The sequence below is a fragment of the Chitinophaga sp. CCNWYY40 genome (assembly GCF_037483205.1).
Lineage (GTDB): Bacteria > Bacteroidota > Bacteroidia > Chitinophagales > Chitinophagaceae > Chitinophaga > Chitinophaga ginsengisegetis.
The window spans coordinates 108992-122192 of record NZ_JBBHLF010000008.1 but is presented as its reverse complement, the minus strand read 5'-3'; the positions used below and the strand labels follow the sequence as shown (position 1 = coordinate 122192).

Annotated in this window: 9 protein-coding genes; 4 read left to right on the top strand and 5 right to left on the bottom strand. The window is 47.5% G+C overall.

Features of this window, described 5'->3' with window-relative positions:
• Positions 1-259 precede the first annotated feature (259 nt).
• A complete protein-coding gene (locus tag V7S65_RS28300; protein ID WP_336389171.1) occupies positions 260-1102 on the bottom strand; it encodes an energy transducer TonB in 843 nt (280 codons plus the stop codon).
• A 1105-nt stretch (positions 1103-2207) separates the two neighbouring features.
• Here V7S65_RS28300 and V7S65_RS28295 point away from each other — a divergent pair.
• Positions 2208-3038, top strand: coding sequence for a YitT family protein (locus V7S65_RS28295; protein WP_079470903.1), 831 nt, complete (start codon positions 2208-2210; stop codon positions 3036-3038).
• 44 nt (positions 3039-3082) lie between these two features.
• On the opposite strand, the gene V7S65_RS28290 is transcribed toward V7S65_RS28295, so the two are convergent.
• Positions 3083-4138, bottom strand: coding sequence for a 1,4-beta-xylanase (locus V7S65_RS28290; RefSeq protein ID WP_079470904.1), 1056 nt, complete (start codon positions 4136-4138; stop codon positions 3083-3085).
• Between the two features lie 187 nt (positions 4139-4325).
• Here V7S65_RS28290 and V7S65_RS28285 point away from each other — a divergent pair, with 187 nt between their 5' ends.
• Together V7S65_RS28285 and V7S65_RS28280 are read left to right on the top strand one after the other, a co-directional pair.
• The gene (locus tag V7S65_RS28285; RefSeq protein WP_079470905.1) at positions 4326-5447 is read left to right on the top strand and encodes an acyltransferase family protein; all 1122 of its coding nucleotides are present in this window, start codon (positions 4326-4328) and stop codon (positions 5445-5447) included.
• 105 nt (positions 5448-5552) lie between these two features.
• On the top strand, positions 5553-6338 hold the full coding sequence (locus V7S65_RS28280; protein WP_336389172.1) for an SDR family oxidoreductase: 786 nt from the start codon (positions 5553-5555) through the stop codon (positions 6336-6338).
• Positions 6339-6342: 4 nt separating this feature from the next.
• On the opposite strand, the gene V7S65_RS28275 is transcribed toward V7S65_RS28280, so the two are convergent.
• On the bottom strand, positions 6343-6954 hold the full coding sequence (locus tag V7S65_RS28275) for a hypothetical protein (protein ID WP_336389173.1): 612 nt from the start codon (positions 6952-6954) through the stop codon (positions 6343-6345).
• 176 nt (positions 6955-7130) lie between these two features.
• Between V7S65_RS28275 and V7S65_RS28270 the strand changes: the two genes are divergently transcribed.
• Positions 7131-8369: a glycoside hydrolase family 88/105 protein gene (locus V7S65_RS28270; RefSeq protein WP_336389174.1), complete on the top strand. Its 1239-nt coding sequence runs from the start codon at positions 7131-7133 to the stop codon at positions 8367-8369.
• Positions 8370-8429: 60 nt separating this feature from the next.
• Here the strand turns inward: V7S65_RS28270 and V7S65_RS28265 are convergent, their stop codons facing one another.
• On the bottom strand, positions 8430-9860 hold the full coding sequence (locus V7S65_RS28265) for a SusD/RagB family nutrient-binding outer membrane lipoprotein (RefSeq protein WP_336389175.1): 1431 nt from the start codon (positions 9858-9860) through the stop codon (positions 8430-8432).
• 13 nt (positions 9861-9873) lie between these two features.
• Entirely contained in the window at positions 9874-13056 is a 3183-nt protein-coding gene (locus V7S65_RS28260; RefSeq protein WP_336389176.1) for a SusC/RagA family TonB-linked outer membrane protein, read from the bottom strand.
• Positions 13057-13201 lie beyond the last annotated feature (145 nt).

Sequence of the window (13201 nt, the reverse complement as noted above, 5' to 3'; positions counted from 1 at the left end):
TTACAGAAAGTGATAATGTTTGAATATTATCTAATAAGAAGCAGGGCTATTAAAAAGCAATCCCGGCCGCTATATGCGGGCCGGGACTGGTATCAGGAATCAGAATGCGCAGGTTAAATGGATGTAAGCCGGATAAACAGGAATTAAGAATTAAAGAGATAATAATATAGGAAGTCACTCCGTCAAACGATGACAGAACTTTTCCGGGTTATTAGTAAAAGTGTTTATTGAATTAAGAAACGTGAAACTACCTGGCTACTTAGTTGCCGCTTAATTTGAAGTTGACCGGCAGGTTAAAATATACCGCCACATATTGTCCGTTCTGTCTACCAGGCTTCCACTTCGGCATTTTGCTGATTACGCGGATCGCTTCTTCTTCAAGCCCACCGCCTTTAGCTGCGCCTGTTGTTTTTACCTGTGAAATAGTGCCATCACGGTTTACCACAAACTGGATATATACGATTCCCTGTATTTCATTTTCCTGGGCGAGGTGTGGATACCGGATATTATTGCCGAGATATTTTGCTAATGCACGTTCACCACCGGGGAACTCGGGCATGATCTCCACAAAATTGAGCGGGCCGTCGGCATCGGCAGCTTTGTTTGCTACTGTTATTACGCCGGAATTGCCGTTACCACTGGCGTTCAGATCAATGTCCATACCTCCTTCCACTCCTTCTGAGGTAGTAAAGCCCACAATCTTACCATCCACATCTGCATTCTTCGGAGGCATTTCATCTGGTGGAACATCCGAATCAACAATCACCGGTGTAGTTACCCTGACAGAAGCGGCCATTGGCGGTGGTGCTGAAGTTACTGGCGGAGGAGGAATGGTAACAGGAGGTTCCGGTGGGATCTCCAATGCCTGTAATTCAATTTTTTTCTCTGCCAATACAGGCCGGTGTACATTTTCTGCGGCCATCAATGTGTTGTTCAACACGTAGCCGCCGATCATTACCAGCATAATAGAAGCGGTGCCCATTACTGCGTTGCGAACACGCCGGTCGTAGCGACTGCGTAATTCATAGGCCCCATAATCTTTGTTCCTTCCATAGAAGAGAATGTCGAGGAAATCATTCCCCGGGATTTTAGCTGAGTCCATGGTAATATGTTTTTTAATTAGATGAGATAGTAAAATATTTTCCATAAGGTTTCTGAAAATATATTTTCAGGGAGATGGATAACGGGGCGGGGTATATGAAACCGGGGTAATGGAACAGGCTATAATATATATAATGGAGATAGTATTAAAAATAGAAGTCCCGACACGTGTCGGGACTTGCTGGCACTGGGGACCTTACCTGAAAACAAGTGGTTCCTTCATTTTAATTAGGCTTTCCGAAAAAAGTATAGGCGTATACGTTACTTCGTATGTTGCCCGACCGCTTCCGGATAATATCTTAATAACAGTTGGTTTGGAAGCAGTCTTTAATGATCCGATGATGGCTTCAGTCCGTGGGGCAATTGCCGACAAAACCCACCAGTATTGTTTGAGACAACGCCCCTTTTGAACTGAAGTTGATCGTTTAATTTCAATGGATAGTAACCCAATTCTATTCCGTTACCAATACACCCGTAATACGTGTATCCGTATACGTTATATTATCTTACACAGCTGTTATTACCGGTCTGCCGGGTAAAGGCATCAAGGCTGAACAGTTGATGATTGCTTTCATGTTAAATAAAATGAGAGAGACCGGTTTAAGATTTCAGTTGATAAATGCCAGGAGGATGCGGGGAGGTACGTTGCTGATAAATTTACCACCAATAAATTTGCAGCACACCTTTCCCGCAAGCCTGACCAGGCATTCTATTTACAGCTTACAGAACGCAAGATTTTCTTTTCAACAGCGGCTGCAATAACAGCCCGCCATTTGAATGTAACGGGGACAGGTGATATTTACCACGATATTTTGCGTGTGGTAACGCATTCCACTAGTTAGCGTGTGCCTTTTCATAGTGTATTTTTTATTTACACATTTTCAATAATGATGGCAGCAACACCTTGCTGGTGGTCAAAGGATGCCGGAAGCGTTTGCCTGATGCTTCCCTGTGGTGGTAGATTTTATTAGTCTACTGATTTGGTAGACAAATATACATCGAGTTTTATTAATTCCAAATAATTGCGCAATTTTTTTTGCGATTTTTTGTTTTATCCCGGAGGGGTGAGTCAGCGTCCGCGTACGACAAAAGCGTATTTTTGCGGCATGAAAGAGCATGTGAAAAACATTTTACTCATTATAGCAGGTGCCTTCATCTTTGCAGCAGGCATCAACTACCTGGCCATCCCCAACAAATTATCTGAGGGAGGCGTAATCGGTATCACCATTGTAACCTACTACTATTGGGGATGGTCGCCGGGTGTAACCAACTTCATCATCAATGCTATCCTCATTGTAACGGGATACCGGCTCCTGGATAAAAGAAGTATGGTATATACCATCCTCGGCATCCTGTTCTGTTCCCTGTTCCTGTATCTCACAGAAAACAAACTCGCCCCGGTTACCACCAATCCTTTGCTGGCTGCTATTTTTGCGGGGCTGCTGGTAGGTATTGGTATTGGCCTGGTATTCCTGTCCGGCGGCACCACCGGCGGATCGGCTATTGTGGCCCGGCTATTTAACAAGTATTTTGGATGGACACTGGGCAACGCCATGCTCATTTTCGACATTGTTGTGATCATGGCTTCTTCCTTTATTATAGGCATAGAAAAAACCATGTACACTTTTATTGCCGTATACATTGGCGCCAGAACGGTGGATTATATCGTGGATGGTCTTAACACCAAACGCGCCATCACCATTATTTCCGCACGCACGGAAGCCATTGCGGCAAAAATCACCGGCGAAATGAAACGCGGCGCCACCGTATTGCACGGGCATGGCGCCTATACCGGCGCGCCAAAAGAAGTATTGTATGTAGTGATCGGCAAACAGGAGCTGATGCGACTTAAATCACTGGTGCAGGAAACCGACCCGGAGGCCTTTGTGGTAATACACGAAGTACATGAAGTACTGGGAAGAGGATTTTCAAAATAGTATTAGCTGCCGGCTTCCTGTACCAGGAAAGCCGGCAACCATCATTACTTACCGGTTAACCCGCGGATCACTTTCACTTCTTCTTCACTATAAGGCGTTCCATCCGGCCGGAAAATATCATGAAACCAGGTAGGAGGCTCGCTTCCATCCGGCATAGGCGTGCTCCAGGCATATTTGGTATTGGTTTTACCCGCTACCAGCCCCCAGTTAATGGCACCGATATTTTCCTTTTTCAGCAACGGCATAATATTATCAAAACGGCTGCTGCGAGTACGGGCCATATATTCTGTACAAATAAGCGGCCTTCCCAACGGACGCAGGGTATCAATATCCCGCTGATGCTCTTCCGGCGGGGAATAGTTGTGATAGGTAATTACATCGGAATGTGTTTCCTGGAATTTGGAGAGCTCCTTCAGCTTCCAGTCCCATATCCCGGCGGATAATGGCTGTGAAGGATTTACCTCCCGGCCCCAGGCAAATACTTTTTCCAGCAGGGGCAAACTTTTGTTACCATGACCGGAGTTACCGGGTTCATTATAAAGGTCCCATAACAGAATCCGCTTGTCGTCGGCGAAAGAAGTCATAACATCTTTCACATATCTCTCCAAAGTATCCACAAGCGCAGGACGCTGGTGGATAGCCAATCCCGGGTCCTGCACCCAGCCGGAATTGTGGATGCCCGGTCTTGGCGCCCGCTGCGGGCCGGCCTGGTAAGTACTGTCCCAGCAATCATCAAAAAACACAAATAAAGTGGAGATGTGGTGCCTGTCTGCAATATCCAGGTAGGTACTGATCCGCTGCTTAAACCCCGCGGAGTCAACCACCCAGGGCACATGATGCAAATACACCCGCATGGTGTTCAGCCCGATCCCTTCTGCATAACCCAGTTCCCGGTTAATTGTAGCGGTATCAAAAGTAGCGGCCTGCCACATTTCCAGCTGGTTGATAGCGGTGCTGGGAATGAAATCGCTTCCCCTGATCCAGTCTTTACCCGCATACCAGGCATTGGCCCTTTCCTTTGACCACAGCCCCTTTTCGGGCTGCTTACAGCTCATCTGAACCAGCACGGCCACGCACAACGCAATAAATCTGTAATTCATAACGTAACTTTTTTAGTGGAGTCTCCAAAATAGTGATTATACGTGTCTCACGTTAGCCGATATGTCTCAATTTGTTTTTCCGGAAAGAATTCATATTTGGATTTTGACATTTAGATGTATATATTGTAGGCAGCTCAACGCTCTTTTCTATCCTTACCATCTTATCAACCAATACAATTAAAGGGAAATGACACAAAGCTCTCAACGCTTTTTACCGCTGGACGTATTCCGCGGACTGACTGTTTGTTTCATGATCATAGTGAACACAGGCGGCACTGGTGGAACTTACTGGCCACTTGACCATGCTGCCTGGCATGGCTGGACACCCACCGATATGGTATTTCCCTCTTTTCTTTTTGCTGTGGGCAACGCCATGAGCTTCAGCATGAGGAAATACGAACAACTGGGAAATTCAGCGGTGCTGGGAAAGATTTTCAAACGCACCCTGATCATTTTCCTGCTCGGGTACCTGATGTACTGGTTCCCGTTTGTAGAACATACCGATACCGGGCTTCAATTCAAACCATTTAGTCATACCCGCATACTGGGTGTGCTGCAACGTATTGCATTGTGCTATTGTATTGCTTCTCTCCTGATTCACTACTGCTCTAAGAAAGTGGTATGGATTGTCAGTGCCGTATTCCTCCTGGGTTACTGGGGCGTTATGTGGTATTTTGGTACTCCCGGCGAACAGTACAGCATGGGCGGCAATGCCGGCATCCTGCTCGATAAACTTATTTTGGGAGATAACCACATGTACCATGGCGAAGGCATTGCCTTTGATCCGGAAGGTATTCTCAGCACCATTCCTGCTGTAGTAAACGTGGTGGCAGGGTATTACACCGGCCTGTTTGTTCAGCAACAGGGCAGAACAAAACCCGGCTTACTCCGTATGGTTGGCGCCGGCGTATTATTCCTGCTGCTGGCATATGCATGGAACACGGTATTCCCTATCAATAAAAAATTGTGGACCAGCTCCTATGTATTGCTCACCATCGGGATAGACCTGCTGCTGTTATCACTCCTGATTTTTGTGATAGATATCCTCGGCGTCACCAAAGGCACCGGCTTCTTTACGGTGTTCGGTAAAAACCCGTTGTTCCTCTACCTGCTGTCGGAAGTACTGGCCATCCTGTTCTATTTCTTTATGGTCAATGGCGTGTCGCTCTATAAATGGATCAACGACACTATCTTCCAGCCATTGTCGCCAGGCAAGTTTGGATCGCTGCTGTTTTCACTGGCCTTCATGCTCACCTGCTGGGTGGTAGGATTTATTCTCGACAGGAAAAAGATCTACGTCCGCGTATAACATTATCTTACTAAATATAAAAGCAAAGGGAAGGCTCAATGGCCTTCCCTTTGCTTTTATATGCATCAAACATTTTTCGCTAAATTGTACATAAAACTATCACGGATGGATCTCTCACTCAAAGGAAGAACAGCGCTGGTGTGCGGCAGCTCACAGGGAATAGGACTGGCCACTGCAACAGAACTGGCATTGTTAGGCGCTACGTGTATTCTATTTGCAAGAAATGAAGACAGCTTAAAATCGGTGCTGCCCACACTCAGTACTTCCAACGGGCAACAACACAGTTATGCCATCGCTGATTTTTCAGATATAGCCCAGGTAACAGCAGCAGCGGAAAAGATAGCTGCTCGCGGTCCCGTGCATATACTCATTAACAACACCGGCGGGCCTGCAGGCGGGCCTATTTTAGACGCCAGCGCAACGGCATTTACCGCGGCCTTTTCACAACACCTGCTGTGTAACCAGGCATTGGCGCAGATATTTGTTCCGGGTATGATCAGTGCCGGTTTTGGCCGTATTATCAATATCATTTCCACTTCTGTAAAAGCACCGATAAAAAATCTCGGCGTATCCAATACTACCCGCTGGGCAGTGGCTGCCTGGTCTAAAACGCTTGCCACAGAACTGGCGCCGCATGGCATTACGGTGAACAATGTATTGCCCGGTTCTACTTCTACCGCACGGCTGGAAGGATTATTTAAGAGCAGCGCTGCCGCCCGTAACGTATCTCCGGAAGTAATAGAAGCAGAATGGCTGAAAGAAATTCCGATGCAGCGTTTTGGAGAAGCCCGTGAAATAGCTGCGCTGGCAGCCTTCCTGGCATCGCCCGCTGCGGCTTATATTACAGGCACCAGCACCGCGGTTGATGGCGGTAAAACACCGGTGATGTAACTAATCAGCAGGGAATAAAATTAACAACACGCACCAGGCTGCCGTTTTCAAAATATAACTGTACGCTGCTTTCGCTGTCTTTATTATAAGAATCACGGAGGATGATCATATCTTTCTTACCCTCATTTTCTGCCTGCAATACGGCATTGGGATACAACCGTTTTACGTCTTCCCAGGTGGTATGGCGGCTAAGGGTGATTTTACCGGAGGTCAGCGAATTACTGTCTGTAAAAACAAATTCTTCACAGGCCAGTGAATCTTTGCAGTGTTCGAAAGTAGATCCGTCTTTATAGAAAAAATCAAAATCCTCGTCAAACTGCGATCCGCAGATATCCTCGCCATTGGCAGATATAATGCTGTCGGCCATTCCAATAGCTGCTTCCAGTCGCTGCCTGCTGATAAATAACGGCACTTTGTTATTGATGAGTGCTTTGCCAAAGGGAAAAACTTCTATCTGCTCCCAGGCAATATTCCGCTGTATTTCCTGCAGGGAGTCGTCGTCTTCCGTAAGCGGCCGGATAGTTTCCGAGGGCGCCGCTACTGCGATGTTATCCGTTTCTTCTGTTCTGCTTTGCTGACAAGCTGTTAACGACAGCAACATGACGATACTGAACACGCGCTTTCTGTTTTCGTTCAGCCGATACCGTATATTCCGCATGATCCCGATAAAATTTAAACTTAATTCCAGAACACATAATTAAAATAAATTATATTAAGAAGCAAGTTATTTTTATTGCAATCGTTTGCATAAATGACGAATGCAGCCTATATTGTACACACAAAGTTCCACATATGAAAAAGCAAACCCTTCTCTTATTCCTGGGCATCAGCCTGCCACTGGCCGGGCTGGCGCAGGATAATTCCGCTGACGCAGCGGTGGTAAAAAAAGTAGCAGACTATGCTGTTGCCCATGCCGCCTTCCGGTTTACAGGAGATAACAACCAAACCTGGAACACCAGCAAGGAAATACCAGCCGGCGTAACAGCCAGGATATCCGACCACCTGAGCGAATGGCATTATCCAAATGGGGTATTGAACATCGCCATGACAGACCTCGGCAATTACCTGAAAGACGAAAAATACACTGCCTTTGCGCAACAACATGTTGCCTTTGCATTCGACAACTACGCCTACTTTGAAGCCCTCAGCAAGAAAGGCGTGAAGTACAAAGGCTTTCCGTTCAATCAGCTAATCAATACCCGCGTACTGGACGATTGCGGCGCTATGGGGGCCAGCCTGTTAGACGTCTACCAAAAAGTAAAAAGAAGCGATTACAGAGCCTATATCGACAAAGCGGCCAATCATATCAGCAAGGTACAGGAAAGACTGGCAGATGGCACCTTATGCCGTCCAACGCCTTATAAATGGACCCTCTGGGGAGATGATCTGTACATGAGTGTTCCCTTCCTCGCGCGTATGGGTAAGCTCACCGGCAACAACGCTTATTTTGATGATGCTGTAGCCCAGGTAAAACATTTTTCGCACTACCTCTGGGATGAACGGAATGAATTGTATGTGCACTATTATTATGAAGATCTGAAAAGACAGGGCGTTGCCCACTGGGGCCGCGCCAACGGCTGGATCATGCTGGCAAAGGTACAGTTGCTCAACGACCTGCCCGCCAATCATCCCGGCAGGAATGAGGTGATTGCAGATGTTACCCGGCAAATCCTGGGCATCGCAAAATACCAGTCGGCCAGCGGCCTGTTTCACCAGGTACTGGACCGTACCGATTCCTATACGGAAACTTCCTGCACCGCAATGTTTGTTTATTCCATTGCACGCGGCGTAAATGAGGGATGGCTCGATAAACGCTATATCTCCATAGCAGAAAGGGGTTGGGAAGGATTGGTAAAGGAGAAAATTCAGGAAGATGGCCAACTGAAAGATGTTTGCATTGGCACAAACACTTCGGCGGATCTGTCTTTTTACTATAACCGTCCTACAGAGCTGAACGATTTTCACGGTATCGGACCGGTGATAGAAGCAGGCATTGAGATTATGCGGTACCACGCGAATAATAAAAAATAAATAAAAGAGGGATTTGCAGCAAATCACTTTCTGCAAATCCCTCTTTTATAATAACGGTTGTTAGTACATATCAAACCAAACCTTTGTCGTCAGCAGATCCGCACCCTGGCGGACCACCGCTGCTTTGTAGTTGGCGCCGTTCAACGCCTGCTCGCTGGAAGGATACGTTAAACGCAGCGGCATTTTACCCTGCAACGCGCCGGTGTAAGCTGGCTTCAACTGCGGATAATCCAGTCTCCTCCATTCTGCAAAAGCCTCCAGACCTTCACTGAATAACGCCAGCCACTTCTGCTCTCCTATTGATTTCTTATAATTATTGGCGTCGTATGCTACTGCAGGTTGTGCGAGGTAAGTATCTACCTGCGTACCGGTAATGCCATATTGCTTGAAAGATGCGCGGATAGCCTGTGCATACAAATCGGCCGCATTGCCGCTGATCAGGTTACGCTGCGCCGCTTCCGCCAGGATAAACAATTGTTCTGCGTACGTAAATACAAAAGCAGGCGCCTGGGTAGCGGTGAAGGCAGCCCCCACATCGGAAGTTTTGCTGAAACCCAACCGTGAGGCGGAGTCGGCAGACAATCCATTGGTAACGCCTACGTATGCATTGGTATCGGCCGGCAGTGCTGCGTATATACTTAACCGTGGGTCGTTCAGTGCTTTCAGTTTATCCACTACTGTTTTGCTGATGCGGTACTCGTTCCGTGTTTCCCTGTTTCTGCCAACCGGGTTCTGATTGGGAGAAGTGAGATAGTTCAGTTTCACTTCACGATCGCTGGCAGTGAGGAAAAAGTTGCCTTCTGCAGCCAGTTCTGCGAACACTGCTTTAGCGGTAGCCGGGTCACGATCGGCCAGCCGTAATGCAATGCGTGAGCGCAGGCCGTTAGCGAATTTCTTCCAGCCATTCATGTTTCCGGCCAGTAAAGAGTCGCCGAGAATAGGATTGTCTGACGGCGAAATAGTGTTCGCTGCATTCTTCAGTTCAGCCAGCAATCCTCTGTATACCACCCGCTGACTGTCGTACACCGGTGTAAGATACTTATCAATATTGCCCGCCTGTGTGTAAGGAATATCTCCGTACAAATCGGTGAGCACCTGGAAAATCCACGAACGCATGATAATGCCTACAGCTTTATAATTGGGGTTATGCAGTGTATCGCCCAGCTCCGCGAGCTTGGTAAAATCAGCAATCCCCTGCGCATAGAAATTATTCCACACCGTTTGGATGTTGGTAGTGGCCGGAATATAACGGTCCGGGTCAGGATACTGGATTTTAGCCCAGTACTGGATATACAGCAGGGATGTTTCCATCGTGGCATCGCTGCCCCAGTAAGTATCCACGTTGGCTTTAATTCCATTGCTCAACAGGTAATCCGGCTGTACGGCAGTGGGTTCGTTCGGATTTATATTGGTGCGCTCCAGGTCTTTCTGGCAACCGGCCAGCCATACTGTAGCGAATATTAAAGAGAAAGGTATCAACAACTTTTTCATAATCAATCAATCATTAAAATGAAACATTCAGGTTAAAGCCAAAGCTGCGGGTGGTGGGTATCTGCAGCGTTTCCAGTCCCTGTCCATTACCGGTATTAAAGGCTGTTTCAGGATCTATGTTTGGTGTATTCTTGTGCAGGTATCCGAGGTTTCTTCCTACCAGCGCTACATTCACCGCCTGTAATCCCCATTTCTTCACCAGGGAAACCGGTAAAGTATAACCTACTTTTATTTCACGCAGTTTAACAAAGGAGGCGTCATATACGGCGCTTTCGTTCAGGTTGCTGGTGTATACGGCTTTGTAATAGTTTTGTGCAGAAAGAATAGCGGTGTTCTTCTTGCCATCTGCCGTGTAGCCATCAAAGATGATCCCGTCGTGCTTTACCGTGGCGCCGCCTGGTGCGGTGGCGTTATGATCCGGCAGCTGCACATTTTTTGTGCCATCGTTATAGTAAGGCAACCCGCCATTTTCCTGGTCACGCCCCGGCATAGTAGCCGCCAGCACGCCGGTACTCATACCGGTGGCATTAGTACCCGACCAGATGGAGCCACCCTGTTTGGTGTCTATCAGGAAGCTCAGGTTAAAACCTTTAAAGGAAAAATTATTGTTGATGCTACCAGTCCATTTTGGCGTGTAGTAGCCTAGTATTTTTTTACTTGGATCTACTGATGGAGTACCATCTGCATTTACCAGTATCCTGTTCTCGCTGTCTCTTTTATAAGCAGTGCCATAAAGAGCGCCATAGCGCTGGCCTTTGCTGGCAAGTACCTGCATATTACCGGAGCTGCCGAGTACATAGTTTGTGAGATATCCATCTGCATCCAGTTCTATTACTTTACTCACATTACGTGCATAATTGATGTTCGCATCCCAGCGGAACCCGGAGCGTGTAGTGATAGGCGTTAGTCCCAGCATTACTTCCACACCATGATTACTGAGTTCACCTGTGTTGAGTAATTTCTTCAGATAACCGGTAGTGGAGCTTACATCCGCCAGCAGGATCTGGTTGCGGCTGCGGGAGTTGTAGTAGGTAACATCCAGTCGCACGCGGTTATCAATAAACCCGGCTTCCACACCTACTTCTGTGGAAGTGGTAATTTCCGGTTTCAGGTCTTTGTTCAGGTACTTATCCGATACAGTGAGTAACGGCAGCGAGCCAAACGGCTGGTTGAAAGGATAGGTATTGATTTCCTGGTAAGGATCTGTATCCTTTCCCACCTGCGCCCATCCGCCGCGCAGCTTCAACAGGGAAAGCACATCGCCCTGAATATGCAGCGCTTCAGACAATACCAGGCTGGCATTTACCGAAGGATAAAAATAGGAGTTACTACCCCGTGGGAGTGTGGAGGACCAGTCGTTACGCGCGGTTAAATTCACAAACGCGTAGTTGCGGAAACCTACCTGTGCTGCCGCAAAGCCGCTGTATACTTTTTGCCTGGTGAGTAAACTGGTAGAGATGAGCGGATCGCGGGAGTTGTTCAGCGTGTATACTCCTTTCACCGCCAGGCGTGGCGCCTGCTGGTAGTTTTGTTCCAGCTGATTGGAGCGGAGGTTGGCGCCGGCCAGTACATCAATATCAAAATCGCTGTTCAGCTTTTTCTTTGCGTTCAATGTAAATTCACCATTGGTTTCGCTAACCGCGTAGGCATCTTCCGTGTAAGAACCGAATGGCGTACCATTGGTGTAGTAAGCAATTTTATACTTGCGCCTGTCCTGGTAGTAATCGGTACCGATGCGGAAGCTGGCGGTGAGCCAGTCCTGGATCTGGTACGACAACCGGGCATTACCGAGGAACCTGTTGCGCAGCATACCTACTGTGTTCTCATTCTGGATCCAGTAAGGGTTGCTATAGTAACTATGGTTCCAGTTGTAATCGGTACCATCTGCATTCTTATAGTTTTTCAGTTTGCTCACATCTACCTGGCGGCCAAACCAGATGAACTGGAGGGTAACGCTGTTACCACGGCGGCCGTCCACACCGGGCAGATTATCTGCAGCACTGCGCACATAATTGGCGTAGGTGCTGAGGGTGAGTTTTGGTGTAATACGGAAAGTATTACTGGCGGTGAAAGTGTTGCGGGTAATACCGGTGTTTGGTAAAATACCGCCTTGTTTGGTGTTGTTATAAGAGAAGCGGTAATCCAGTTTTTCGTTGGTACCGCCTACCGATAAGCCGTTATTGAGTGTATAGCCGGTTACGTAGAAATCCCTTACGTTATCAGGGTGCGCTACAAACGGTACTGCTTCACCGTTGGAGAAGAATTGCGGGATGAGGCGACCGTCCATTTTCGGACCCCAGCTTTCATCTACACCGTCGTTGATACCGCCGCCTTTACCGTCTTTATAGGAGAATTGTCCGCCGGTACCTTGTCCGTAGGAGTTCTGAAAGTCGGGCAGGATCAGGAGTTTTTCAAAGGTGGCGCCGGAATTTACGGTAACGCCCATGCCGCCTTTGGTATCTTTTCCTGTTTTTGTTTTAATCACAATTACACCGGAGGAAGCGCGTGATCCGTACAAAGCCGCGGCATTCGGGCCTTTCAGCACGCTGATGGAGGCAATGTCGTCCGGGTTGATATCGGAAATAGCGTTGGCAAAATCGCGGCCGGTGCCAATACCAAGCTGGCTGTTGTCTATCGGTACCCCATCCAGTACAAACAGTGGCTGGTTATAACCGGCGATGGAGGTTTCACCACGGATTACAATACGGGAAGAACCGAGGTTGCCCTGGCTGTTTGTAACCTGCACCCCTGCTATCTTTCCGGACAATGCGTTTACGAGGTTGGTTTCCTTTGCTTCAGCAATATCTTTTGATTTTAATTCCTGTACCGCATATCCGAGTGATTTTTTTTCGCGGGAAATGCCCAGTGCAGTAACCACTACTTCTTCCAGTTTCCTGTTACTGTTTTCCAGGGAGATGTTGATCACTTTATTGTTTCCAACTACGGCAAACGTTGTTTCAAAGCCTAGTGAAGAAAATTGCAGCGTATCATTTACCTGGGCGCTGATCGAATATTTTCCATCCGGATCGGATTGTGTACCGCGTCCGGTTCCTTTTACCTGGATAATTGCGCCGGGTATGCGTTGTGCGTCTGAGCGGGATGTAATTACCCCGTTTACCCTGATTTCCTGGGCAATGCTCTGCTGCAGCCACAGTAAGCCGGGCAGCAGGCATAACAGCCTTTTTACGTAATTCATGCTTTGTACTTGATTTATAAGTTGACTCAGATCTTTGCGGAGATGGTTACACCGTTCAGATTTTGGCATTTATTTTTTGGTGTATAATCAGTGGTGATATCGCGGCAAAAGTAAGGCACAATTATTAATCTACAAAATTTATAGA

Coding starts and splice junctions, on each gene's coding strand:
- V7S65_RS28260 (WP_336389176.1), bottom strand. CDS start 13,056: ATGAATTACGTAAAAAGGCTGTTATGCCTGCTGCCCGGCTTACTGTGG.
- V7S65_RS28265 (WP_336389175.1), bottom strand. CDS start 9,860: ATGAAAAAGTTGTTGATACCTTTCTCTTTAATATTCGCTACAGTATGG.
- V7S65_RS28285 (WP_079470905.1), top strand. CDS start 4,326: ATGACACAAAGCTCTCAACGCTTTTTACCGCTGGACGTATTCCGCGGA.
- V7S65_RS28300 (WP_336389171.1), bottom strand. CDS start 1,102: ATGGACTCAGCTAAAATCCCGGGGAATGATTTCCTCGACATTCTCTTC.
- V7S65_RS28270 (WP_336389174.1), top strand. CDS start 7,131: ATGAAAAAGCAAACCCTTCTCTTATTCCTGGGCATCAGCCTGCCACTG.
- V7S65_RS28290 (WP_079470904.1), bottom strand. CDS start 4,138: ATGAATTACAGATTTATTGCGTTGTGCGTGGCCGTGCTGGTTCAGATG.
- V7S65_RS28280 (WP_336389172.1), top strand. CDS start 5,553: ATGGATCTCTCACTCAAAGGAAGAACAGCGCTGGTGTGCGGCAGCTCA.
- V7S65_RS28295 (WP_079470903.1), top strand. CDS start 2,208: ATGAAAGAGCATGTGAAAAACATTTTACTCATTATAGCAGGTGCCTTC.